At 69.6% G+C, this 24662-nt stretch carries 19 protein-coding genes, 3 tRNA genes and 1 pseudogene; 12 read left to right on the forward strand and 11 right to left on the reverse strand.

All coding sequences use genetic code 11. From position 1 onward, the window contains the following. Nucleotides 1-375 precede the first annotated feature (375 nt). Entirely contained in the window at nucleotides 376-936 is a 561-nt protein-coding gene (locus tag ACQ0O7_RS24120) for an NADAR family protein (RefSeq protein WP_430784485.1), read from the forward strand. On the opposite strand, the gene ACQ0O7_RS24125 is transcribed toward ACQ0O7_RS24120, so the two are convergent. Continuing rightward, complete coding sequence (locus ACQ0O7_RS24125; protein ID WP_430784487.1) at nucleotides 926-1369, reverse strand: pyridoxamine 5'-phosphate oxidase family protein; 444 nt, start codon at nucleotides 1367-1369, stop codon at nucleotides 926-928. The two genes, ACQ0O7_RS24120 and ACQ0O7_RS24125, sit on opposite strands and share 11 nt — an antisense overlap. 57 nt (nucleotides 1370-1426) lie before the next feature. After that, nucleotides 1427-2212 (reverse strand): S1 family peptidase, encoded by a 786-nt coding sequence (locus ACQ0O7_RS24130; protein ID WP_430784489.1) that lies wholly within the window; start codon nucleotides 2210-2212, stop codon nucleotides 1427-1429. Between the two features lie 89 nt (nucleotides 2213-2301). On the opposite strand from ACQ0O7_RS24130, the gene ACQ0O7_RS24135 reads away from it, so the two are divergent. Beyond that, nucleotides 2302-2823 carry a hypothetical protein gene (locus tag ACQ0O7_RS24135; RefSeq protein WP_430784491.1) on the forward strand — a complete coding sequence of 174 codons (522 nt, stop codon included), beginning with the start codon at nucleotides 2302-2304 and terminating at the stop codon, nucleotides 2821-2823. On the opposite strand, the pseudogene ACQ0O7_RS24140 reads toward ACQ0O7_RS24135, so the two are convergent. The 3 genes and pseudogenes from ACQ0O7_RS24140 to ACQ0O7_RS24150 all read right to left on the reverse strand — a co-directional run. After that, nucleotides 2823-4082, reverse strand: a pseudogene (locus ACQ0O7_RS24140) (M14 family metallopeptidase); the annotation flags it as partial. The gene ACQ0O7_RS24135 and the pseudogene ACQ0O7_RS24140 sit on opposite strands and share 1 nt — an antisense overlap. Before the next feature lie 68 nt (nucleotides 4083-4150). Further along, nucleotides 4151-5068 carry an oxygenase MpaB family protein gene (locus tag ACQ0O7_RS24145; RefSeq protein ID WP_430784493.1) on the reverse strand — a complete coding sequence of 306 codons (918 nt, stop codon included), beginning with the start codon at nucleotides 5066-5068 and terminating at the stop codon, nucleotides 4151-4153. 1 nt (nucleotide 5069) lies between these two features. Next, complete coding sequence (locus tag ACQ0O7_RS24150; RefSeq protein WP_430784495.1) at nucleotides 5070-6080, reverse strand: LLM class F420-dependent oxidoreductase; 1011 nt, start codon at nucleotides 6078-6080, stop codon at nucleotides 5070-5072. Between the two features lie 65 nt (nucleotides 6081-6145). On the opposite strand from ACQ0O7_RS24150, the gene ACQ0O7_RS24155 reads away from it, so the two are divergent. Continuing rightward, nucleotides 6146-6778 (forward strand): GntR family transcriptional regulator, encoded by a 633-nt coding sequence (locus ACQ0O7_RS24155; RefSeq protein WP_430784497.1) that lies wholly within the window; start codon nucleotides 6146-6148, stop codon nucleotides 6776-6778. Nucleotides 6779-6985: 207 nt separating this feature from the next. On the opposite strand, the gene ACQ0O7_RS24160 is transcribed toward ACQ0O7_RS24155, so the two are convergent. After that, on the reverse strand, nucleotides 6986-8368 hold the full coding sequence (locus ACQ0O7_RS24160) for an aldehyde dehydrogenase family protein (protein ID WP_430784499.1): 1383 nt from the start codon (nucleotides 8366-8368) through the stop codon (nucleotides 6986-6988). An 87-nt stretch (nucleotides 8369-8455) separates the two neighbouring features. On the opposite strand from ACQ0O7_RS24160, the gene ACQ0O7_RS24165 reads away from it, so the two are divergent. The 4 genes from ACQ0O7_RS24165 (at nucleotide 8456) to ACQ0O7_RS24180 (ending at nucleotide 10208) form a co-directional block, all read left to right on the forward strand. Beyond that, entirely contained in the window at nucleotides 8456-9580 is a 1125-nt protein-coding gene (locus ACQ0O7_RS24165; RefSeq protein ID WP_430784501.1) for an acyl-CoA dehydrogenase family protein, read from the forward strand. A gap of 9 nt (nucleotides 9581-9589) precedes the next feature. Beyond that, nucleotides 9590-9943 (forward strand): DUF1304 domain-containing protein, encoded by a 354-nt coding sequence (locus tag ACQ0O7_RS24170; protein ID WP_430784503.1) that lies wholly within the window; start codon nucleotides 9590-9592, stop codon nucleotides 9941-9943. 27 nt (nucleotides 9944-9970) lie between these two features. Continuing rightward, a tRNA-Cys gene (locus ACQ0O7_RS24175) sits at nucleotides 9971-10044 on the forward strand. Between the two features lie 87 nt (nucleotides 10045-10131). After that, nucleotides 10132-10208, forward strand: a tRNA-OTHER gene (locus ACQ0O7_RS24180). 39 nt (nucleotides 10209-10247) lie between these two features. On the opposite strand, the gene ACQ0O7_RS24185 is transcribed toward ACQ0O7_RS24180, so the two are convergent. After that, on the reverse strand, nucleotides 10248-13730 hold the full coding sequence (locus ACQ0O7_RS24185; protein ID WP_430784505.1) for a LamG-like jellyroll fold domain-containing protein: 3483 nt from the start codon (nucleotides 13728-13730) through the stop codon (nucleotides 10248-10250). 206 nt (nucleotides 13731-13936) lie between these two features. Continuing rightward, nucleotides 13937-14935, reverse strand: coding sequence for a LacI family DNA-binding transcriptional regulator (locus tag ACQ0O7_RS24190; RefSeq protein WP_430784507.1), 999 nt, complete (start codon nucleotides 14933-14935; stop codon nucleotides 13937-13939). A 172-nt stretch (nucleotides 14936-15107) separates the two neighbouring features. Here ACQ0O7_RS24190 and ACQ0O7_RS24195 point away from each other — a divergent pair, with 172 nt between their 5' ends. Genes ACQ0O7_RS24195 through ACQ0O7_RS24215 form a run of 5 tightly spaced genes read left to right on the forward strand, consistent with a single transcriptional unit; the run spans nucleotide 15108 to nucleotide 21700 of the window. Continuing rightward, nucleotides 15108-16337 carry a sugar ABC transporter substrate-binding protein gene (locus tag ACQ0O7_RS24195; RefSeq protein WP_430784509.1) on the forward strand — a complete coding sequence of 410 codons (1230 nt, stop codon included), beginning with the start codon at nucleotides 15108-15110 and terminating at the stop codon, nucleotides 16335-16337. Next, nucleotides 16334-17269 (forward strand): carbohydrate ABC transporter permease, encoded by a 936-nt coding sequence (locus tag ACQ0O7_RS24200; RefSeq protein WP_430784511.1) that lies wholly within the window; start codon nucleotides 16334-16336, stop codon nucleotides 17267-17269. Before ACQ0O7_RS24195 ends, ACQ0O7_RS24200 begins: the two co-directional genes overlap by 4 nt. After that, nucleotides 17269-18078, forward strand: a complete 810-nt coding sequence (locus tag ACQ0O7_RS24205; protein ID WP_430784741.1) for a carbohydrate ABC transporter permease — start codon at nucleotides 17269-17271, stop codon at nucleotides 18076-18078. The genes ACQ0O7_RS24200 and ACQ0O7_RS24205 overlap by 1 nt, the downstream gene beginning before the upstream one ends. Nucleotides 18079-18087: 9 nt before the next feature. Further along, on the forward strand, nucleotides 18088-19983 hold the full coding sequence (locus ACQ0O7_RS24210; RefSeq protein WP_430784513.1) for a glycoside hydrolase family 127 protein: 1896 nt from the start codon (nucleotides 18088-18090) through the stop codon (nucleotides 19981-19983). Between the two features lie 31 nt (nucleotides 19984-20014). Then, a complete protein-coding gene (locus tag ACQ0O7_RS24215) occupies nucleotides 20015-21700 on the forward strand; it encodes a CBM35 domain-containing protein (RefSeq protein ID WP_430784515.1) in 1686 nt (561 codons plus the stop codon). Nucleotides 21701-21732: 32 nt separating this feature from the next. Here the strand turns inward: ACQ0O7_RS24215 and ACQ0O7_RS24220 are convergent, their stop codons facing one another. From ACQ0O7_RS24220 to der, 3 genes are all read right to left on the reverse strand, one after another. Beyond that, nucleotides 21733-22704, reverse strand: coding sequence for an arabinan endo-1,5-alpha-L-arabinosidase (locus ACQ0O7_RS24220; protein WP_430784517.1), 972 nt, complete (start codon nucleotides 22702-22704; stop codon nucleotides 21733-21735). Between the two features lie 412 nt (nucleotides 22705-23116). After that, nucleotides 23117-23193, reverse strand: a tRNA-Pro gene (locus ACQ0O7_RS24225). 51 nt (nucleotides 23194-23244) lie between these two features. Continuing rightward, nucleotides 23245-24627, reverse strand: coding sequence for a ribosome biogenesis GTPase Der (gene der, locus ACQ0O7_RS24230; protein WP_430784743.1), 1383 nt, complete (start codon nucleotides 24625-24627; stop codon nucleotides 23245-23247). Nucleotides 24628-24662 lie beyond the last annotated feature (35 nt).

Genomic DNA, 24662 nt, shown 5'->3' on the forward strand with positions numbered 1-24662 from the left:
AGGCCGCGCTCTTCTACGTACCGCCCGATACCGGCGTGACTACACCAAAACCGATCATCCGGTCATACCTCTATCTTGCAGAGGCCCTGCTGAGCCGGGGTCTCGTTCTGTGATTCTGCGGGGTGGCTGTTGGATTCGGTGGCCGGTCTCCGGCCTGTCGGGATGTTGTTGCGGCAGCGAGGCTCCGGCCTGTCGGGATTTTGCTGCGGCGGCGAGGCTCCGGCTTGGTGGGATGTTGTTGCGGCGGCGAGGGTTCGGCCTGGTGGGATGCCGTACCGGCGTAGGGCCGGTCGCTGGTTGATGGGCTGCGACCGCGTTCGTGGGGAAGCGGAAATGGTCGGCGGGGGAGGGGGGCGAACAGGCAGACTCGCGGCCATGGATGCGGGGATTCGGGACGTCGATGGGCTCAAGGCTGCGGTCAAGGGCGGGGGGAAGGTCAAGTTCCTGTTCTTCTGGGGGCACCAGCCCGGTAAGGACGGCGAGCCGGGGGCCGGCTGCCTGAGCCAGTGGTTCCCGTCCCCGTTCAGTGTGGATGGGGTGGAGTTCGCGACCGCTGAGCACTACATGATGTGGCGTAAGGCGGTGCTGTTCGGGGATGACGTGATGGCGGGGCGGATCCTCGCCGCTGGGCATCCGCATGAGGCGAAGAAGCTCGGTGGGCGGGTGGCCGGGTTTGATCAGCGGGTGTGGGATGAGCACCGGATCGCGATCGTGGTGGACGGGAATCTGGCGAAGTTCGGGGCCGATCCGGTGCTGGCGGGCTATCTGACCGGGACCGGTGGGCGGGTGCTCGTCGAGGCGAGCCCGATGGACCGGATCTGGGGCATCGGGCTGACCCGTGATGACGAGCGCGCCGGGGACCCGTACCGCTGGCGGGGTTTGAATCTCCTGGGTTTCGCCCTGATGGAGGTGCGGGAGCGGCTGCTCAGAGGGTGAGGGTCTGCCGGGTGCGGGACACCCAGTGGTCGGTGTAGACGATGCGGGACGGGGTGACCACTCCGAGGACGCAGCGGGCCGGGTCGGCCAGGAAGCGGGTGCGTTCGGCTTCGTCGATGCGGGCGGTCACCGTCGGCCAGTAGGTGCCGAAGCCGTCGTCGCCGGGGGACAGGATCCGGGCGGTGCCGAAGTACTGGGCGCCGCGGCTGCTCTCCGGGGTGGTCAGCGGGGCGAAGACGCCGACGGAGATCCGTGGGTCGGCGCGCAGGTTGCGGATCTTCGGGGAGCTGCCGAGGGACGTGAAGATCAGGGTGAGGCCGGTGGAGAAGTAGCGCACCGGGGTGGCGTGTGGGGCGCCGTCGGGGTCGGTGGTGGACAGCACGCACATGTTCTGGGTGGCGAGCAGGTTGCGGATGCGCTCTTCGAGGTCCATGACAAAGATGATCACCCCGGACCGGCCGGGGTGATCATCTCGAACACATAAAGAGCGTCAGCCGCCGAGTGAGGTGGCCGCCGAGCGGATCGCCGCGGAGAAGTAGCTGACCTGGGTGTACACGCCGGGCTTGTTGGGCCGGGCGCATCCGTCGCCCCAGCTGACGATGCCGACCTGGACCCAGCCGGAGGCGCCCTGGCGGAACATCGGGCCGCCGGAGTCACCCTGGCAGGTGTCGACGCCACCGGCGGTGAAGCCGGCGCAGATCTCCCGGGCGGCGTTGACCCGGCCCGCGTACATGCTGGCGGAGTTGCAGGTGGTGTCGCTGACGAACGGCACCGTGGCCTTGAGCAGGTAGCGCTGCTGCGCCCCGTTCTCCCGGTTGGCGCCCCAGCCGGCGATGGTGAAGGTGCCCGAGTCGTACGCGGTGGACGTCACGATCGGCAGGGTGCCGATGTTGGCGCCGCTGACCGGGCTGGCCAGGCGGATCAGCGCCCAGTCGTCGCCGGTGCTGTTGTAGCCGGGCGCCCGGTAGACGTAGTTGGACCGGCGGGTGACCCGGCTGGTCGACTGCAGGTCGATGGCGCCGAAGGTGGCGGTGATCGAGGTGTTGGTGCCGGTGCCGCTGACGCAGTGGCCGGCGGTGAGCACGAGTGTCGGGCTGTAGAGGGCGCCGCCGCAGCCCATCGACAGGCGGACCATGAACGGGAACTCACCCAGCGCGGCGCGGCTGCCGCCGACGACGAACGGGCCGACCGGGTCGGCGGCTGCGGGGGCCGGTGACATGGTGACCGCGGTGACCGCCGCGGCCAGTATCGCCAGAAGGGTTCGCCAACTGCGCATCTCGGTTCTCTCCTCAGATCTGGGGTGCACCGAGCATGACATCGATGTTGATAGATATAAACATCCCGGGTGGCTTATATCGTGGACGGGTGACCATCCCTGAGCTGCGGCTTCTCCAGGAATTCCAGGACCGTGCCGGTTACGGCGGCTACTCCGAGTGTTTCGGCCTCGACGACTTCAACGACACGTCCGGTCTGGAGGCCGGCTGGTCGAAGGATCCGGACTTCCTGTCCCGGCTGATCCCGTTCGCCACCGCGACCGGCGGCGGCTCGTTCTACGCGTTCTGGCGTGCCGACGACCGCGACGACCTGGCCACCCTGCCGGTGGTGGTGTTCGGGGACGAGGGCGGCGAGCACGTGATCGCCTCGGATCTGCGGGACCTGCTGCGGCTGCTCACCTACGACACCGAGCCGAGCGTGGACCACGAGGAGGTCTACTTCTACCGGCCCGAGGGCGCCGAGCGCAGCAACGCCCACGAGGAGTTCGTGACCTGGCTGGGCGCCACGTTCGGCCTGGCGGCCACCGACGCTCCCGGGGAGATCGTCGAGGCCGCGCAGGCCGAGTGGGGCGAGCGGTTCGCCGCGTGGAAGGCGCCCTTCCTGGACTACTAGCAGTAGGTGGACTGCTTGTTGATCACCTTGTACGGGCAGTCCGCCGCCTCGGCGAGCATCAGCGCCGCCGTCCGGTTGCGGGCCGTCTCGGTGGGGATGACGCTGGCCGGCGGGTAGAAGCCGCCGCCGGACGCGCTGCCCGGGTAGAGCTCGAAGGTGAAGGCGAAGATCTTGTGCACGCCCCACAGCCAGTCGAGCGAGTCACCGTCGGTGATGTAGAGGTCGCTGGACTGCTGGGGCGTGTATCCGTTGGTGGCCGCCATCTGCCGGCCGAGCGTGGCGAACGTGTTGTACTGGTCGGCGTTCATGCCGGTCGCGGTGTTCGCGGTGGTGTGGCCGTAGGGCCAGAGCACCAGCTTCGAGTACGAGTGGAAGTCGATCGCGGCCTTGATCTGCTGCACGCCGCCGACCACCCGGCTGTTCACGAAGTCCCGGATCACCCTGGTCTCCGGCGAGGAGAAGGCCGAGGGCCCGCGGTACGTGGCCGAAGAGGTGCTGCCGGAGGATCCGCCGCAGCAGCCCCAGTTGTAGCCGTAGTTGCGGTTCAGGTCGGTGCCGACGTAGCTGGAGCCGCTGTTGGGCTGCCGGTTCTTGCGCCACGACCGGTAGCTGCCGGTGGCGATGTCGTATTCGACGCCGTCCGGGTTCACCATCGGGATGACCCAGATCTCCCGGGTGTCGACGACGTTCCTGACCCGGGTGTCGGTGGCGTACGTCTTGGTGAACTGCCCGATCAGGTAGAGCGCCTGCTCGGCGGTCAGGTGTTCACGGGCGTGGTGGTTGGCGTCGTACAGGACCTCGGGTTCGTTCTCGTCGGTGCCGACGTTGTCCGAGATCTTGACGGCCACGATGTCCCGGCCCTCGTACGACTTGCCGATCACCCGCTTGCTCGCGATCGCCGGGTAGGCGGCCACCGTCGCGTTGATCTCGGCGATCGTCTCGGCGTAGTCGTGGTAGGCCGCGTCGGCCGGCGGGAACGCCATCGTGGTCATCGGCGATTCCACGGTGAAGCCGAGTTTGCGCAGCTTGCTGACCTCGGCGCCGGTGGCGGTGATGTGCGCGACCGAGTGCTCGATGCTGTCGATCGCCGCGCCGGTGCGCTGGATGGCGTTGCGCTGCGCGATCGTGCGGATGTCGAGGACCTCGTACTCGGCGGCCGGGTCGGGGGCGGCCCCGGCTCCGGCGGGGGATGACGCGGACACCGCCGCGGTCACGCTCAGCGCGACCGCGGCCAGCACCGCGAGGGAACGCCGTCTCATGAACGACCTCCGGGGTCTGGGGAAAGGTGCTCACAGCAAACCCCCAGGGATCGACGTTCGGCAATGCATCAGGGCATGTCAATATTCCCCTGAACCTGACGTGATGACCGCAGGTGCTCGGCCGGCAGATCCGCCGGCGGCGGGGGTGCGCCCAGGTCGGAGGGCTGATAGCCGGCCGGGTAGCCCGGATAGGTGTGGTTCCGTTTGGGGTGGGCCAGGACCGATTCGCGGCGTGGTGGGAAGAATCGCAGCGCGCGAGCGCGGGCCCGCAGCGAAAATGCGGCCAGGGCGCCGACCCAGCGCGGGGTCGGCGCGAAACCGAACGCGGTCAGCATCCGCTCGTCGAGCATGCCGCGCACGCCGAGCCGCACGGCGGGCCGGAGAAAGCGCGGAAACCATCCGGCGAACAGGTCGACGGTGTAGGTGCCGATCTCACGGTTCGTCGACGAGAAGACGAAGTGCCGGATTTCGTACGCGTCCTTGAAAGCGAGGAATTGATCGTACGTCTCCGGTATCTCCTTGATCCCCATCCGGTGCCCGACCGCCCGGTAGTAGTGGAAGGCAGCCGTCAACTCATGCGGATGCAGCGGCCGCCATCCATATCGGCTGATCCAGTCGATCGGGTCGTAGATGAACGTGCTCAACACGTACAACATGTCGTCGTTGCTGATCGCGTACCGGCCGTGCGCCCGGTTGACCACCTTCAGCGCCTCCCGTCCCCGCGCCGAGTCGTAGCCGTGCGCCGCCATCTCGGCCATCAGCAGGGCGGTGTCGTCATATCGCCGCTGCGGCCGCTCCCGGAACTCCCCGGTGGCCGCCAGCAGCTTCGAGATGCTGGGCACGCAGTAGGTCCGGAACAGCGCGAACTCCAGCGCCCGGGTGTAGTCCCAGGGGAACTCCCGCCCCGACGAGAGCTGATAGATCTCCAGGTGGTCGCGTTCCGGGTCGAGCGCCGCGATCCGGTCCCGCAGGTCGTAACGGCCCATCTCAGCTGATCAGCTCCTTCATCCGGGACAGCAGCCGCAGCGGATCGGGATCCAGCGGCGTCACGTTCAGCACGGTCACCCCGGACTCCCGGAACGCCGCGATCCGGTCCCGCACGTACCCCTCCGGCCCGATCAGGCTGCCCAGCTCCAGCAGCTCGTCCGGGACCGCGGCGGCGGCCTCCTTCTTGTGCCCGGCCAGGTACAGCTCCTGGATCCGGTCGGCCTCCGCCTCGAACCCGTAGCGGCTCACCACGTCGTGGTAGAAGTTGCGGCCCTTCGCGCCCATCCCGCCCACGTACAGCGCGATCGTCGGCCGGGCCAGGTCGCGCAGATGCGTCACGTCGTCGCCGATCGCGACCGGCCCGCCGGCCACGATCTCCAGCGGCTCGCGCTCCCGCCTGCGCCCGCCCTCGGCCAGGGCCTCGCCCCAGACGGCGGACGCGCGCTCCGGGACGTACAGGAAGGGGATCCACCCGTCGGCCACCTCGGCCGTCATCCGGACGTTGGCCGCACCGAGGGCGGCCACGTAGACCGGGATGTCATCGCGTACCGGATGGGTCAGGATCTTCAGGGGTTTGCCCAGGCCGTCCGGGAGCGGCAGCCGGTAGAGCCCGTCCTGGGTGATCACCTCGCGGCGCCACACCCGGCGGCAGATGTCGATGATCTCCCGGGTCCGGCCGATCGGCTTGTCGTACGCCACCCCGTGCCAGCCCTCGACCACCTGCGGCCCGGACGCGCCCAGCCCGAGGATCGCCCGCCCGCCGGAGACCGCGTCCAGCCCGGCCGCGGTCTGCGCGATCAGCGCCGGGGTACGCGAATAGATCGGCAGGATCGCCGAGCCGATCAGCACCGTCTCGGTCCGGGCGGCCAGATACCCCATGATCGTCGGTGCGTCGAAGCCGTAGGCCTCGGCCACCCACACCACGTCGAGGCCGGCCCGCTCCCATCCGGCCACCTGGTCGGCGGCCTCCCGTGGATCACCCGAATACATGAGCGTCGTTGCCAGGCGCATTCGTCACCCCTCCTCTTTTTTGATATTTGATACGGTGACGGCCGATAAAGCGAGAGGTGGGGGCAATGCTCTCCGAGGAGGTAGCCGGCGCCCTGCGCGCCCGGATCATGTCCGGCGAGCTGCGCCCCGGCGCCCGCATCCGGCTCGAAGAGGTGGCCGCCGGCCTCGGCGTCAGCATCACCCCGGTCCGGGAGGCGCTGCTCACCCTGCGCGGCGAGGACATGGTGGAACTCGAACCCCGCAAGGGGTACGTGGTGGCCCCGCTCTCCCGGCAGGACATCCTCGACGTCTTCCAGCTCCAGGGCGACATCGCCGGTGAGCTGGCCGCCCGGGTGGCCCAGGCGATCACCGCGGCCCAGCTCGACGAACTGCGGGTGGCGCACAGCAAGGTGGCGCGGGCGCGGCGGGCGGCCGATGTGGAGACGAGCGAGTTCGAGTTCCACCGGGCGGTCAACCGGATGGCCCGGTCCCGCAAACTCAGCTGGTTCCTGCACACCGCCACCCGCTACACCCCCGCCCGCGTCTACTCGGCCGATCCCGGCTGGCGGGACAACATGCGCGCCGACCACGAGGCGCTGCTCGCGGCGTTCGCGGCGGGTGACGCCGAGACCTCCCGGGCCGCGATGACCAGGCACTTCACCGACGGCGCGGAACGCCTGGTCAAGCACCTGGACGACCTGGGCATCTGGGACGCCTGACCCACGCCGCCCGCGTGCCGCCTCGCGGCCGTTCCGCACCGCCGCGCGGCACGGCCAGCCCGTGTGCCGCGTTGCGGCGCGTTCCGGACCGTTTTGCGGCACTGCGAGCCCGTGTGCCGCGTTGCGGTGCGTTCCGGGCCGTTTTGCGGCACGGTGTGCCCGTGTGCCGCGTTGCGGTGCGAATCGAGCCGTAAGGTGGCACTCGGGTCAGCGGCCGTGGCGCATCCGGAACAACTTGAGGGCCCGCCGCATCGTGTGCGGGTCGCGGTCCAGCCGCATCAGATCCATCGGCGGGCCGAACCGCTGCCGGGTCACCGACTGCGCCCGGGAGAACTCGCGAAGCCCATCGGCCCCGTGGATTCTGCCGAAACCCGAGTCACCCAGGCCACCGAAGGGCAGTGACGGCACACCCGCGAACCCCAGCACCGCGTTGATCGAGGCGGCCCCGGCCCGCAACCGGCGGGCGGTGCGCAGCGCCCCGTGCGAGTCCCGGGAGAAGATCGAGGCGGCCAGCCCGTACTTGGAGGCGTTGCTCCTGGTGATCGCCTCGTCGACGCTGTCCACCGGGTTGACCACCAGGGTCGGCCCGAAGGTCTCCTCGGTGACCGCGATGCTGTCCTCCGGGACGTCGGCGAGGATCACCGGCTCGACCGTGCCGGCGCCGACCGACCCGGCCCCGCCGACGATGGCCCGGCCCCCGCGCCCGATCGCGTCCTCGACATGGGCGCGCACGATCGACGGCTGCTCGGGGGTGGTCATCTCGAACGATCCGACGGCGAGTGCGCTCAGCCGGTTGAGGAAGTCCTCGTACACCGGCCGGACCACGTAGACCCGCTCCACCCCGGCGCAGGTCTGCCCGGCGTTGCCGAATCCGCCGAAGGCGGCCGCCCGTGCCGCCGCGTCCAGATCGGCGTCGGCGGCGACGATCATCGCGTCCTTGCCACCACCCTCGACGACCAGCGGGGTGAGGGTCTCCGCGCAGGTGGCCATCACCTTGCGGGCGGTGGCCGCCGACCCGGTGAAGGCGATCTTGTCGACTCCGGACCAGACCAGCGCCGCCCCGATCGTCCCGTCGCCGAGCACGGCCTGCAGCACCGGCGCCCCGGGCACCGCCTCGGACCAGGCGGTGGCCAGCCAGGCCCCGGTCTCCGGGGTGTGCTCGCTGGGTTTGAACACCACCGCGTTGCCGGCCGCGAGCGCGTAGGAGACCGAGCCGAGCGGGGTGTAGACCGGATAGTTCCACGGCCCGATCACCCCGACCACACCGAGCGGCAGGTATTCCAGGGTGGCCGCGTGGTTGGCCGCCAGCATCCCGGCCGGGACCCGGCGGCGGCCCAGCACCTTCGCCGCGTTGCGGGCCGCCCAGTCCAGATGCTCGACCGCGAGCATCACCTCGAGCGCGGCGTCGTCCGGTGACTTGCGGGTCTCGGTGGCGATCAGTGCGGCCAGCTCGTCGACGCGCCGGGCGATGTGCCGTTTCCAGGCCAGCAGGTGGGTGCGGCGCTCCCGGTAGCCGAGCCCGCCCCACCAGGTGGCGGCCGGCCGGGCCTGGTCGACGGCGGCTGCGACGGCGTCCGTGGCTGTCCCCATGACGGTCCTCCAAGATTTGATATTTGATATGTTACGGTCGCTGTCAACATGGTGTCTCACCTGCGACAACATTCGGAGAGTGTCGAAATGAGTATCGATCTCAGCGACGAACAGAAGGCGTTCACCGAGGCCGTCGACGACTTCTGCCGCCGCGAGGCCGGCACCCGCGAGCAGCGTGGCGACAGCCCGCACCATCCGGGTCTCTACCGCAAGATGGCGGACCTGGGCTGGCTCGGCGTCACCGTCCCGGAGGAGTACGGCGGCTCCGGCGCCGGCATGGTCGACACCTGCCTGTTCCTGGAGCGGGTCGGCTACGGCCAGGCTCCGGTCGGCGGCTTCACCACCAGCGCCATCGTGGCCGCCGCGGTGCAGCGCTCGGGCAGTGCGGAGCAGCGCAAGGCGGTCCTCGGTGGCCTGGTCACCGGCCGGGTGTTCGCCATCGCGATGAGCGAGCCGGAGGCCGGTTCGGACGTCGCCAACCTCTCCTGCCGGGCGGTCCGCGACGGCGACGGCTGGGTGGTGAACGGGCAGAAGACGTGGTGTTCCAACGCCCACCTGGCCGACGCCGTCCTGCTGGTGGCGCGCACCTCGGGCAGCGCCGGCGACCACCACGGCCTGACCATGCTGCTGGTCCCGGCGGACACTCCCGGGCTGCGGATCAACGGCATCGAGACGATGGGCGGCAAGGAGGTCAACGACCTCTACCTCACCGATGTACGCCTCCCGGCGGACGCTGTCGTCGGCACCGTCGACAAGGGCTGGCAGCAGTTGATGGCCGGTCTCAACGTGGAGCGGCTCATCCTCGCCGCGCTGATGCTCGGCACCGCCCAGCGGGCCTTCGACGACGCCCTGGACTTCATCACGCAGCGCAAGCAGTTCGGCCGTCCGGTCGGCAGCTTCCAGGCGCTGCGGCACCGGGTCGCCGACCTGGCCACCGAGATCGAGTGCTGCCGTCTGCTGGTGCACCGGGTGGCCACCCTGACCGACCGTGATCCCGGCAGGGTGCTGCCCCGGGAGAGTTCGATGGTCAAGCTCAAGGTCACCGAGGTGGCCCGGCGGGTGGCGCTGGACGGGATGCAGATGATGGGTGGTTACGGTTATGCCACCGAATACGACATGGAGCGGCATGTCCGGGCGACTCTGGTCTCCACCGTCTACGGCGGCACCAGCGAGATCCAGCGCGACATCATCGGGAAGACCTACGGGCTGTAGTCTCCCGACATGATGATCATCGGGAACGTCCTGGCCGCGCTCGTGGCACTCATCCACGTGTACATCGCGGTCCTGGAGATGTTCCTGTGGACCAAGCCGCAGGGGCGCAAGGCGTTCAACCTGACGCCGGAGTTCGCCGAGCAGACCCGCGTCCTCGGCCTCAACCAGGGCCTCTACAACGGGTTCCTGGCCGCCGGCCTGATCTGGGGCCTGCTCGGCGGCGGTTTCGGCGCGATCGTCTTCTTCCTGATCTGCGTGGCCGTCGCGGGTGTGGTCGGGGCGCTCACCGCCAGCCGCCGCATCCTCTACGTGCAGACCGTGCCCGCCGTGCTGGCCCTGATCCCCGTGCTCCTGGCCCACTGATCCCGGTCGCTATGATCCCCGACGGGTGGGGGCCGTAGCGCAGTGGTCGTCGCGCCGCCCTGCAAAGGCGGAGGACGCCGGTTCGATTCCGGCCGCCCTCACCCCCGGGTGGGCCGTAGCGCAGTGGTCGCGCACCGCCTGTGCGGAGCCGGAGGACGCCGGTTCGATTCCGGCCACCTCACCTCCCTGGTCAGGTAAGTAGCGCAGAGGTCGTCGCGCCGCCCGTCACGGCGGAGGACGCCGGTTCGAATCCGGCCGCCCACCGGGGACGGCCCCGGCGATGACCGGGGCCGTCCTCACCGGGTCAGCGGCTGAACGGCGCGACCGTGATCCGGTCGATGACCGGCGCGTACTTCGAGCGGAGCACCACCTCCGGCCAGTCGTCGGAGGCGTAGGTGACGCCGTCGAAGTTCGGCAGCTCCTCCGAACGGAACGTGATGGTGTTCGCGCCCCGCTTCAGGGTCACCGGCACGGTCAGCTCCCAGAAGTTGTTGTCATGGAAGCTGTGCGGGAACAGCACCCGCTTCGCCGTGCCGCCGTTGACCGTGATGTCGGCGTGCCGGGCCAGTGGATCCGGGTTGTAGTGGGTGGCGACCGCCTGTTCCGGGTTGGAGTAGCGGACCCGCATGGCGTACGTCCCGGCCTTCGCCACCGGCACGTCGAAGGTCAGCGTGTTGGCGTTGCCCGGTTCACCGCCCACCCCGGTGACCGCCGAACCGCCGCTGGCCAGCGACTTCGCGGTGACCGTGGCGGTGCCGGCGAGCCGTGCCGACTCGGCCTCGTGGGAGACCGCGGGCAGGGTTCCGGTGTTCTGCCGGACGGTGAGCCGGTCGATCGCCGACCGGGCCGACCGGCCGGACACCACGATCTTGTTGACGCCGCCGGACAGGGAGACGGTGCGGCCCGCCCTGATGCCGTTGACGGTGACCGTCACGTCCCGGCCGACCGCGTCGACGAGGGCGGGCGCGTCGTGTTCGGCGTAGACCCAGAACGTGGCGCTGCCCCCGCGGCCCAGTTCGGCGCCGCCGGGGACGGCCTTCGCACCGGTCAGGGTGGCCAGCTCGGCCTCGTAGACGTCGGTGGCGGCGGCCGGGTTCGGCAGTTCCAGGGTGATCCGGTCGACGATCGCGTCACCCTTGGTGGCCTTCGTGCCGTCCAGGCTGCGGGCGGCCAGGGAGATGGTGTGCGTGCCCTTCGTCAGCCGTACCGTCGTGCCGGTGTGGTCCCAGACCACCCACTTGTAGCCGAGCGGCAGGAAGATCTCCTGCTCGGAGGCCCCGTCGACGCGCAGGAACACGTTGGTCGGGCCCTGTTCCCGGACCGGGTCGAAGGTGTTCAGCGAGTTGGCGAAGACGCTCAGGTCGTAGACGCCGTCGCGGGGCACGTCGACGGTGAAGTCGAGGACGCCGTCACTGCCGGTGCGCAGCCCGCCGACGTTGTACCGCCCCGACGTGTAGAACTTCGACACGTCCTGCGGGGACCCCTCCGGCCCGTTGCGGCTGTAGCCGCCGCCGGTGTACTTCGCGTCCTCGGCCTCGAACGACCCCTGCCACAGCGCCGGGCTCCGGCCCACGGTCTCCTTGACGGCGGGACCGAGCACGATCTCGTACGCCGAAGCCTCGTTCAGCTCGCCGAACTCGAACACCACCTCGCCGTTCACCACGCGCATGTTCTTCTCGGCGATCAGCCGCGGCTGCGCCGAGTCACCGATCTGCCCGGTCCACGGGATCTCCCGGATCCACGCGTGCACACTGCCACCGAGATAGCGGGGCACGTTCGTGAACCGGATGTACCCGGCGCCGTCCGAGCCGCCGAAGACGGCCCGCGCCTGCTTCCGGCTCCGGTCGAGGGTGGCGACCCCCTGCAGCGAGTAGTTGCGCCCCGGGAACGGCGGTGTCACCGCCACGGTGTCCCCGGTCATCTGCCCGTAGGCGTTGAACAGCCACCACTGCCCGTTGCCCCGGTTCGCCTGGACCGCCGAGTCGGACAGGTTGCCGTCGATGTTCCAGTACGCGATGTCCGCGTCGACCTTGGACTCCTCGATCGCCGAGATCCACTGGATCATCTGACCGGGGACCGAGGTGTGGTAGTTGAACGCGTACTCGTTGATGTTGATCGGCAGTTCCCGCCCGATGATCTCCGACTCCCAGGCGCGGTACTTCGCGACGCTCTCGCGCACCGCCTCCGGGTGGCTCAGCTCGTGCCAGGTGATCACGTCGGGTACCGTCCCGGCCTCGACGGTGTGCTCCAGGAACCCCTTGACCTGGTCGAACAGGATGCTGGTGTTGGGCCCGGCGATCCGCGCCCCCGGAATCCGCCCCTTGATGAGCGCGTAGACCTCGTCCCAGGCCCGGAAGTAGTCGCCGGGGTCGCTGAGCCAGCTCACCCGGTTGTAACTCCACTCGCCGGTGCCGTACATGTTGCCCTCGGGCTCGTTGAACGGCACGAAGACGATCCGGTCGCGGTATTCGGCGTCCAGGGTCGCGACCTGATCCACCTGCTTGGCGATCTTCTCCTGGAAGAGGCCGATCTTCTCCTCCGGCGTGCTGCCCGGCCACTGGTAGGGGAAGCCGCGGTGGATGTCGGTCATGTAGACGTAGACGTCCCCGCCGGTCGCGTCGGCCAGCGGCTTCACCACCTCCAGGGCGTCCGCGCCGGGATGCTGCGGCCCGTCCTGCGCCTTGGTCGACACGGTGCGCAGGTTCATGCCCTCGATCAGGTTGCTGGTCGGCAGCCCGTCACCGTAGAGGCCGTAGAGGGTGCCGGACGCGCCGCCGTGGAACGCTCCGGTGCTGCGGCCCAGGTCGATGGTCAGCTCACCCTCGCGGATCACCGTGACGGTGGCGGTCACCGGGCGGTCCGCGGCGGTGCCGGACACGGTGAACGTGCCGCGTTGCGCGTACCGGGACGGGTCCACCGGTGTCCAGGCGACCGGGACGTCCCGGTCGTACCCGTCGGTGAAGGTCCCCCGGATCGCCGGCGGCAGCGCCGGCGCGGTCCCGATCGTGGTCCGCACGTCGAAGGTGGTCGCGGTCAGTCCGGTGACGGCCGGCGGGGTGACCCCGGACTCCTCGGCGACCTGGGCGGCGGTCAGCGCGCTGCCGTAGATCCGGAAGGCGTCGATCGCGCCGTCGAAGAGCGGATCCGGGTAGAACGAGCGGCCCAGGAAACCCGCCGAGGTGGTCCCGGAGTCCAGGAGGCCGGCGGCGGTCAGGGTGGTCGCCGACGAGGCCACCGGGACCCCGTCGAGGTACGTGGTCAGCCGCCCGCCGCCGAACGTGACGGTGATCGTGCGCCACTCGTTCGCGGGCAGCGCGGCATGACCGGTGACCTGGGTCTCGGCCCCGCCGCCGGCGTCGGTCGCGGCGGTCCGCAGACGCCCGTCCCCGTTGTACGGGGTGGTGAACAGGTACCGGTTGGTGTCCTTGCCCAGCGCGTAGATCCACTGCCAGGGCGCGGTGACGCCGTCCCACCGGACCCGGGTGGAGACGGTGAGCTCGGTGCGGCCCTCCAGGGCGCCGCGGGGGACGGTGACGTAGGCGCCGTTCGAGGCCGGGCCGCCGCCGGGCAGGGTCAGCACGCCGTCGGTGAGGGTGGCGGTGGCGCCGTTGACCAGGGTGCCGTTCAGCCCGTTGCCGGAACTGTCGGTGATCACCCCGCCGGCGCCGGTGTCACCGTCGAACTCCCAGGCGAGGACCGGGGCGGGCACGGCGTCGGCGAGGGCGGGCACGGCCGGGGTCGCGGCGATCAGCAGCGCTGCGGTCAGGGGGATCTTCCAGGCTCTCATGCATCGCTCCAAAGCGTGATGCGAGCGTTAACAAAAGAGCGCGAGAGCGCTCTGTCAACGAGGGATTTCCGGTAGGTTACGAACCTCAGCGACCCCCGTCAATGCTTCCAAGGAAATCGTTTGCCGCAGGCCGGGCCGGCCCCCGTGTGGTCACTTGCGGCGCGATCCGCGCCGCAAGTGACCACACGATTCGAGCGCCGGCTGGGTCAGACGGCTGTGGAGGCGCGGGGGATCAGGCGGCAGGGGCGGGCGTGCTGGCCGTGTGTGGGGGAGCCGTTGATCGCCGCCAGCAACTGCTCGGCGGCGGTCCGGCCGATCCCTTCCAGATCCATGTCGATGCTGGTCAGCGGCGGCTGGCAGCCCTCCACCATGACGTCCCAGTTGTCGAAGCCGACAAGCGCCACGTCCCGCGGGATGTCCCGGCCGGCCTTGGTGAGCGCCTCGGCCAGGCCCCGGGCGATCTGGTCGCTGCCGCACGACACCGCGTCGACGTCGGCGCCGGTGGAGAGCAGGATTCCGGCGGCCTGCCGGCCCCACGCCTCGCTCCACTCGCCGTACAGGGTGGGTGCGGCCGGCCGCAGCCCCTCGGCGGCCAGGGTGTCCTCGGCGGCGCGGGCCCGCACGGTCGCCGAGTGGTGGTGTTCGGGCCCGGTGACGTGGGCGATCCGGCGCCGCCCGGTGGCCAGCAGGTGCCGGATGGCGCGCCGGGAGCCGTCCGCCTCGTCCGGCACCACCGAACAGTCCCGCGGATCGGCCGAGCTGATGAACGCGTAGACCACCGGCACCGGCAGGCCGACCCCGATCGGGGCGCGCGCCTGGGTGCGCCGGCCGGTCACGATGATCCCGTCGACCTTGCGGCTGAGTAGCGTACGCAGGTAGTACTGCTCGCGGATCGGGTCGTCCCGGGCGTCGCACAGGAAGATCGACATCTGGCCGGCGCCGAGCGCGTCCTCGGCGCCGATGAGCAGCGGGATGCTGAACCGGCCGATGCTGTCGGTGGTGATCATGCCGACCGTGTAGGTGCGGCCGGTCTGCAGCGACCGGGCCGCCGCGTTGGCGACGAACCCGAGTTGCTCGGCCGCCTGCTGGACCCGCAGCCGGGTCTCCGGCCGCAGCGCCCCGCGCCCGTTGAGTGCCTTGGACGCCGTGCCGGTGGAGACCCCCGCGAGCGCGGCCACCTGGCTGATGGTCACCGCGCGATCCATGGTGCTCAGTGTTTCCTCCCCAGTTTCCCAGCGCATCCGAAGAGGCGCTTCATGCGACCGTAACTTGGTCTTGACATGCGAGCAAGCCGCTACTTAGCGTCTAGGAAATCGATTTCCTTGCGTTTCTCACTCCCGAAGACGCGACCCCTCCCAGGTACAAGGGGAACCCGATATGACCAACCTTCGTGCGGTGGCGGCGGTCGCCCTCACCGCCTGTCTGCTGCTGAGCGGCTGCTCCCAGGAGGAAGACGGCGCCGCCGCGAGCGGCGACTACACGATCTGGGACCCGTACCCGCAGTTCGACGACTCGTCGGACTGGGTGAAACTGCTGACCACGTGCGGTACCGACGCCGGCGTGACGGTCAAGCGGACCGGCTACGACACTACCGACCTGACCAACAAGGCTCTGCTCGCCGCGCAGCAGGCCGACTCACCGGACGTGCTGATCGTGGACAACCCGGTGGTCTCCACCCTGGCCGACGCCGGGGTGCTCACCACCACCGAGGAGATGAAGGTCGACACCACCGCCGTCTCGCCGAACCTGCTGGCGGCCGGCCAGATCGGTGGCAAGACGTACGGCATCCCGATCGGCGCCAACACCCTCGCGCTCTACTACAACAAGAAGATCCTGGACGACGCGAAGGTCGACCCGGCGGCGATCAAGGACTGGGCGTCGCTGACCGGCGCGCTGCGCAAGGTCAAGGAGAACGGCAGGAAGGGCATCACCTTCTCGGCGATCGGCACCGAGGAGGGCAGCTTCCAGTTCCTGCCCTGGTTCTGGGGATCCGGCGCGAACCTGACCCAGCTCGACTCGCCGCAGGGCGTGGCCGCGCTGGACCTGTGGACCGGGTGGCTCAAGGACGGGCTGGCGCCGAACTCGGTGCTGAACAACACCCAGACCACCAGCTGGCAGGAGTTCGCCGCCGGGGACTTCGCGTTCAGCGAGAACGGCACCTGGCAGCTGGCCAACGCGAAGAAGACCGGCTTCGAGTACGGCATCATCCCGATCCCGTCCCAGGCCGGCGGCACCGCGCCCGCACCGACCGGTGGCGAGTTCGTCACCGCGCCGGTGCAGACCGAGACCGCCCGGTACGCCGTCACCGAGAAGCTGATCGCCTGCCTGAGCAGCGCGGACAACGCCTACGCCACGGACACCACGCTCTCCTACATCGCGGCCACCGACGCGGTGCAGCAGAAACAGGTGGCCGAGAACGAGGAGCTGGCCGTCTGGGTCGAGGCGGTCAAGGCGGCCAAGGGCCGGACCAGTGACGACCTGGGCACGAAGTACCCGAAGATCTCGCAGCCGCTGTGGACCGCGTTCCAGGCCGCGCTCAGCGGGTCGGCCGGCCCGGCGGACGCGCTGAGGACCGCGCAGAGCACCGCCGCCGCGGCGACCAAGTGACCACGCAGGTCTCCACTCTCGTCCGGACCCGGGAGCAGGCCGCCCGGGTCCGGCGGGGCCGGGGTCACTGGACCGGGTGGGCGTTCTGCGCGCCGATCGTGATCTACCTGATCGCCTTCTACGCCTACCCGCTCTACCGCAACCTGGACCTGAGCCTGCGGGAGTACACCGTCCGCTCGTTCGTCCAGGGTGACGCGCCGTTCGCCGGGCTGGCCAACTATCGCGAGGTGTTCGCCGACGCCACGTTCGGGCCGGCGCTCCTGCACACGGTGGTGTTCACCGTGGTCAGCATCGCGTTCCAGTTCTCCATCGGGCTGGCGCTGGCGGTCTTCTTCGCCCAGAGTTTCCGGCTGTCGGCGACGCTGCGGGCGCTGTTCCTGGTCCCGTGGCTGCTGCCGCTGATCGTCAGCGCGTCCACCTGGGCGTGGATGCTCAACAGCGACTCCGGCATCGTCAACGCCTTCCTCGGGCTGCTCGGCGCCGAGCCGGTCAACTGGCTGACCTCCCCGGACTGGGCGCTGACCAGCGTGATCATCGCGAACATCTGGATCGGCATCCCGTTCAACCTGGTGGTGCTCTACAGCGGACTCCAGGCCATCCCGGCCGAGGTGTACGAGGCGGCCGCCCTGGACGGCGCGAACGGCCGGCAGCGGTTCTGGCGGGTGACCTTCCCGCTGCTGCGGCCGGTCTCGGCGATCACCCTGCTGCTCGGGCTGGTCTACACCCTGAAGGTCTTCGACCTGATCTGGATCATGACGAAGGGCGGGCCGGTGAACGCGTCCACCACCTTCGCGACCTGGTCCTACCAGTACAGCTTCGGCAGCCTGCTGCCCGAGTTCGGCCCCGGCGCGGCGGTCGGCAACCTGCTGATCCTGATGGCGCTCGCCTTCGGCCTGCTCTACATCCGCTTCCAGAGGAGGCTGAACGCGTGATCAGGCGGTACGCCAAGACCGGGCTCGGCCTGTTCTTCACCGCGGTGATGCTGTTCCCGGTCTACTGGATGATCAACGTGTCGTTCACCAAGGACACGAACATGCGGGCCGACCCACCGCACCTGTTCCCGTACGACGGGACCCTGGAGGGTTACCGCGCGGTCCTCGACCAGCAGCTGCCGTACCTCGGAACGTCGTTGATCATCGGTCTGGGCACCGTGGCGCTGACCCTCGCGCTCTCCGCACCGGCCGGATACGCCCTGGCCAAGCTGCGCCCGAAGGGCGGTGGCGTGCTCAGCTTCGTGCTGCTGATCGCCCAGATGATCCCGGGAATCATCATGGCGATGGGCTTCTACGCCGTCTACCTGCGGCTCGGCGTGCTGAACACGATCCCCGGCCTGATCCTGGCCGACTCCACCATCGCGGTCCCGTTCGGCGTGCTGATCTTCACCGCGTTCATGTCCGGGATCCCGGACGAGCTGATCAACGCGGCGATGATCGACGGCGCGAACCGGTGGCGCACCTTCGTCTCGGTGATCCTGCCGGTGTCGCGCAACGCGATCGTCACGGTCAGCCTGTTCGCCTTCCTCTGGGCGTGGTCCGACTTCGTCTTCGCCACCACCCTCGACGGCGGCGGCGACGCCCAGCCCATCACCCTCGGCATCTACCACTACATCGGCAACAACAACCAGCAGTGGAACGCGATCATGGCAACCGCCGTGGTCGCGTCGATCCCCGCGACGCTGCTGCTCATCCTGGCCCAGCGTTACGTGGCCGCCGGTGTGACCGCCGGCGCCGTCAAGGACTAGAGGAACACCATGAGCTCTGATCTCCACGGTCCCGTCGTGCCGACCCCGCAGGCGATCGGCCGGTTCCGGCCGCTGCCCGCGAACCGGGTGCGGCTCGCGCCGGACGGCCTGCTCGGCGGCTGGCAGGCCCGCAACACCGCGGCCACCCTGCCGCACTGTGTGGCCCGGGTCGAGACCTACGGCAACCTGGCCAACCTGCGGCGCGTCACCGGTGACAGCGACGCGGAGTACCGGGGCTACTGGTTCGCCGACACCGACGTGCACAAGACCCTGGAGGCGGCGTTCTGGTCCGGCACCTCGGCTGCCTTCGCCGAGGAGGCCGCCGCGCTGCTGGAGAAGGCCCAGGACCCGGACGGCTACCTGGTCTCCTTCTACCAGGAGCCGGCCACCCGGGACCGGCGGTGGACCGAGCTGCACTTCAGCCACGAGATGTACACCGCCGGCCACCTGATCCAGGCGGCCGTGGCCGCCGCCCGGTCCGCGCCCGGCGATGCGGTGGCCCAGCAGGTCGTCGCGGTGGCCCGCCGCTTCGCCGACCTTCTGGTACGCCGGTACGAGTCCTCGAACGAGGTCGACGGACACCCGGAGATCGAGACCGCGCTGGCCGAGCTGTACCGGGTCACCGGCCACCGCCCGTACCTCGACCTGGCCGCCCGCTTCGTCGAGAACCGCGGCCACGGCACGCTGGGGGAGGGCCGCTTCGGCGCCGCCTACTACCAGGACCACACCCCGCTGCGTACGGCCGACGAGGTGACCGGGCACGTGGTCCGGCAGCTCTACCTGCTGGCCGGAGCGGTCGACGTGGCGGTGGAGACCGGCGACACCGAGCTGCTGGCGGTCACCGAACGACTGTGGGACTCGGCGCTCGACACCCGCACCTACCTGACCGGCGGCCAGGGCTCCCGGCACCGGGACGAGGCGTACGGCGACGCGTACGAGCTGCCGCCGGACCGCGCCTACGCCGAGACGTGCGCCGCGATCGCCAGTTTCCAGCTCGGCTGGCGCCTGCTGCTGGCCACCGGGAAGGTGAAGTACGCCGACGAGATGGAACGAGTCCTGCACAACGCGATCGCCGCCAGCACCGCCACCGACGGCACCGCGTTCTTCTACTCCACCCCGCTGCAACGGCGTACCGGCCACGACGGCGGCGGCGAGTACGCGCGCGGCCACCGCCTCGACTGGTACGACTGCGCCTGCTGCCCGCCCAACCTGGCCCGGCTGATGGCGTCGCTGCACACCTATGCCGCCACCGGTGACGAGGACGGCCTCCAGCTGCACCTCTACGGCAGTGGGGAGTTCACCGCCGGGGACAGGGCGGTCCGGGTGGAGACCCGTTACCCGTGGGACGAGCAGGTCACCGTCACCGTCACGGCCACGACGGACACCCCGTGGGCCCTGACGTTGCGGGTGCCGGCCTGGTGCTCCGACGTCCGCCTGACGATCAACGACACCCCCGCGGTGGTACGGGTCCAGAACGGTCACCTGCGCCTGCACCGGATCTGGCACACCGGCGACCGGGTGGTCCTCACCCTCGCGATGCCGGCCCGGCTGGTCGCCGCGCACCCGCGGGTGGACGCCGTCCGGGGCACTGTCGCGCTGGTCCGGGGACCGTTGGTGTACTGCCTCGAACACGTCGACATGCCGGATGCGCTCTTCGAGGACCTGGCGCTGGATCCGGCGGCGCCGATCTCCGTCGCGTACCACGACAGCGGGCTGGCACCGGTCACGCTCCGCGTTCAGGTGGGCGTACCGGCAAATTCGCATGTCGCTCTTTATGGTCCTTTTCCGCTGGCTGCGGCCACGGCGGTGCAGCACACCGTCACCGCCATTCCCTACTTCCTGTGGGCCAACCGCGAACCCGGACCGATGCGGGTCTGGATCCCCCTCGCGCCACAGGTGGACTAACCGTCCCCATCACCCCCATCGAGGTGAAACAGTGCGATACCGACTCACCGCTCTGTTACTGGTCGTCGCCGGGCTGGCCGTCCCCAGCCCGGTGCGGGCCGCCGGCAACACCCTCACCGTCGACGTCGGCACCGTCGTCCGCCCGGTCACGCACGTCGCGGCCGGTGGCCTCTACGCCGTCGACACCGGCAGCAAACCGCCGCTGGACCGGCTGTACCCGCTCCGGCTCAACCACCTCACCCAGCCGCCGCCCGGCGTGCAACAGCTGGGCAACGGCGCCACCACCCCCTGCTGCGACGGCGCCCTCGTCGCCGGCAAGGTGACAAGCGCCGGCGCCCAGCAGTTCTGGCGGCTGCCGGACATCTACAAGGACTTCCCGTACCGCTGGGTCAGCTGGGCCGACTGGGAGTCCAAGGTCCGCACCATCGTCAACACCCGGCTGAGTGCCGCGACCACCACCAACGTCGACGGTTACGAGTTGTGGAACGAACCGGACTGGACCTGGAACACCAGTGCCGCCGGTACGTTCAACGCCGGCTGGACCCGCACCCACCGCCTGATCCGCGGCCTCGACACGATCACCCCGATCGTCGGGCCCAGCCACTCGGTCTACAACCACGACTGGATGGTCAGCTTCCTCACCAACGCGCGGGACACCGGCACCCTGCCCGACGTGATCGTCTGGCACGAGCTGGAGAACGACAAATACCTGCAGGTGGAGGCGCACGTCAATGACTACCGGGCGATCGAGCGGTCACTCGGCATCGCGCCCCGGCCCATCTCGATCAACGAGTACGCGTCACCGTCCCAGGTGGACATCCCCAGCGTCGCGGTGCACTACATGGCGGTCTTCGAACGGCACGGGATCCGGTCGGCGGAACGCGCCTACTGGTACGAGGCGGGCACCCTCAACGGGCTGCTGCACAACAACCAGCCGACCAGCTCGTACTGGACCTACAAGTGGTACGGCGACCAGTCCGGCAACATCGTCCGCACGGTTCCCGGCTCCTGGCTGGAGGGGGTCGCGTCGTACGACGGCACCCGCCGGATCGTGAACGTGGTCTTCGGCGGTGACAGCGGCGACAACACCGTCCGGGTCACCGGGCTCGGCGCGCTCGGCTCCCAGGTGCGGGCCACCGTCGTGCGCAGCGGCACCACCGGGCGGTTCACCAACCAGGGCGCGCCGATCGCGGTGTCGTCCGGCACCTACCCGGTGTCCGGCGGGGCGATCAGCGTCCCGGTCACCGGGATGCACGCGTGGGACTCCTACCAGCTGCTGGTCACCCCGGCCTCGGGAGTGCCCACCTGGCAGCAACGGTACGAGGCGGAGAACGCCACCGTGGTCAACGCCAACCGGTTCTCCTCCGGCTCGGCGTCCAACGGCGGCTTCGTCGGGCAGATCGACGGCTCGGCCAACCCGCGCAATCAGTCCTTCGTGGACTTCCTGGTCAACGTGCCGTCGGCGCGCGACTACACGATGACCATCGGGTACGCCAACGGAACCGGGGCCACCGCCACACACGGTCTCGCGTACAACGGCGGCGCCTGGCAGACGGTGAGCTATCCGGCCACCGGGTCGTGGGGTGTGTTCGGCGCGACCGTCAACACCACGGTCAACCTGCGGGCCGGCTGGAACATGATCCGGCTGGCCAAGGGCTCGCCGAACTTCGCCGGTGGCACCGGGTACGCCGAACTGGACTACATCGACCTGTCGTAGACGCACACTACGTCGTGNNNNCACGACCGGAATCAGTAGACGTACGGCCAGGCTGAGGAGTCCCATCCGAGCAGGTTGATGCCGAGCTTCGCGGTGCCCGACGCGTTGTAGTAGTGGTAGACCAGCACGTCGGCATCGGTGTCGGTGAAGACCGCCGGATGCCCCGGCCCGTGGATGGCGTCATGCCCGGCCAGGATCTCGGTGCCACCGCCGGCCGTGGTCAGGGTGCCGGCCCGATCCCGGTACGGCCCGGTGATGCTCGTCGACCGCGCCACCATCGTCCGGTACGTGCTGGACGCGCCCCGGCAGCAGAAGTCGAACGACATGAACAGGTAGTAGTAGCCGTTCCGGTAGTGGATGACCGGAGCCTCCACCGACTTGCTGTTCACGAACCGCTCGGCGATGTTGTGCAGAGTGGAGTCGGCCCGCAGCCCCGTCGACGGATTGATCTTGACCATCTTGATGCCGGACCAGAACGACCCGAACGACAGCCACCACTCACCACCCGGCGTGACGGTGAGGTTCGGGTCGATGGCGTTCCAGTTGCTGGAGGCGGTCGACTCGATCACCCGCCCGACGTGCGTCCAGCTGCCGGAGTTCCCGGTGCTGCTGGTGGCCAGGAAGATCGCCGACTTGCTGGAGCCGAACGTGGAGGCCGAGTAGTACAGCCAGTACTTGCCGTTACGGTAGGAGATGTCCGGCGCCCACAGGTTGGCCCCGTTGTTGGTGTAGGCGTTGGCCCAGGACGTCCCGTTGGGGAAGGCCCGCCCGGCGTCGGCGAACGCGGTCCGGTCGCTGGACGTCTTGAGCGTGATCCCGTCACCGGTGTGCGCGAGCAGGTAGCCGCCGGTGGGCCGCTTGATCATCGAGGGGTCGTGAACGTTGGTGGACCCGGTGACGACGCCGGGCCCGGGGTAGGCGTCGGCGCGGGCGGCGCTGATCCCACCCGAGGTGAGGGCGAGGACGCCGGCCAGCCCGGCGACGAGCAGCTTGCGGATTCTCATGGGGTATCGCCTCCGCTGGGGATGCGCGACCAGGTTCGGGGAAACCGGGCCGCGGCGGGAAGAACCGTTCCGATGGGGATCGAAACAGTTCGATTTCCCCCATGTTAACGATCACATTCGATTCGTCAACAGGCTGGGGCCACGGCGCAACGGCCTCGTCCCGTACGTCGAGGAGTCGCTGTGCCGGATCATCGAGCGGGCTCGCAGCAGCACGGGCGCCCGGCCGATCGCCTGATGGGCGTCAAGGAGATCCCGAAGCGCGTGCCGGTGGCGTCGCCGATTTTGGGTTTGCGGATCTCGATGCCGTCGGGCAGGTAGAGCCTCGCCCCTGCATGTTTTCGGGGAACGATTCATATCAGAACGGGCAAAAGGAAAGCCCTGACCAGCAATTAAGCTGGTCAGGGCTTTTCAATGGTCGGGCTGACAGGATTTGAACCTGCGACCCCTTGACCCCCAGTCAAGTGCGCTACCAAGCTGCGCTACAGCCCGATCCCGCCCGGAGCCTCAGCCCCGCGCGACATCTCCTAAAGACTAGCAACCTCACCCGTGGGCTTTTCCGCGACCCCCCGGCCCCAGCTTCTTGCGGGGTTTGGCGGTCACCTCGATCGGGGTGCCTTCGAAGCCGAACTCCTCGCGGAGCTTGCGTTCGATGAAGCGCAGGTACCCGGCGTCGAACGGACCGGTGGTGAACAGGACGAAGCGGGGCGGGGCCACGCCGGCCTGGGTGGCGAACAGGACCCGGGGGGCCCGGCCGCCGCGGACCGGGTGTGGGGTGGCCTGTGTCAGCGCCGTCAGCCACTGGTTGAGGGCGCCGGTGGGGACGCGGGTCTCCCAGGAGGCCAGCGCGCGGCGGATGGCGGGGGCCAGCTTGTCGACGGCGCGGCCGGTCTTGGCGGAGATGTTGACCCGGACCGCCCAGGTGACCCGTTTCAGGTCGCGGTCGATCTCCTTGTCCAGGTAGAACCGGCGGTCGGCGTCGACCAGGTCCCACTTGTTGAAGGCGATGACCAGGGCCCGGCCGGCTTCGATGACCTGGGTGATGACCCGCTGGTCCTGTTCGCTGATGACCTCGCCGGAGTCCAGCAGGATCACCGCCACCTCGGCCGCTTCGACGGCGCCGGCGGTGCGCAGGGAGGCGTAGTACTCCGTACCGGAGGCCTGGTGGACCCGTTTGCGCAGGCCGGCCGTGTCGACGAACTGCCAGACCTCGCCGTCCATCTCGACCAGGCTGTCGACCGGGTCGACGGTGGTGCCGGCGACCGAGTCGACGACGGCGCGCTCCTCCTTGGCGACCCGGTTGAGGAGGCTGGACTTTCCCACGTTCGGGCGACCGACGAGGGCCACCCGGCGGGGGCCGCGCGGGCCGCCCTCGACCACCGGCGGGGTGGGTGGGAGCGCGTTGAGGATGTCGTCGAGCAGGTCGCCGGAGCCGCGGCCGTGCAGGGCCGAGATCGGGTGGGGTTCACCCAGGCCCAGGGACCAGAGGTGGACCGCCTCCAACTCCAGGTTCTGGTTGTCGGCCTTGTTGGCGACCAGGATCACCGGTTTGTGGCTGCGGCGCAGCATCTTGACGGCGGCCTCGTCGACGTCGGTGGCGCCGACCGAGACGTCGACGACGAAGACGACCACGTCAGCGGTCTGTACGGCGATCTCGGCCTGGTTGGCGATGGCCGCCGCCCGGTCTTTCGCGTCCGGTTCCCAGCCGCCGGTGTCGACGACGGTGAAGCGGCGGCCGCTCCACTGGGCGTCGTACGGCACCCGGTCCCGGGTCACGCCCGGTTTGTCCTCGACGACTGCCTGGCGGCGGCCGATGATGCGGTTCACCAGGGTCGATTTGCCCACGTTGGGGCGGCCGACCACGGCGACGACGGGAACAGGGCCGACAAATTCTGGCGAATCGGACGAATCCTGATAGGAACTCAAATCGGTTCCGCCCTCGAAGTCGTTGAGATCGAGGC

This window comes from Actinoplanes sp. G11-F43 (assembly GCF_050589265.1).
GTDB lineage: Bacteria > Actinomycetota > Actinomycetes > Mycobacteriales > Micromonosporaceae > Actinoplanes.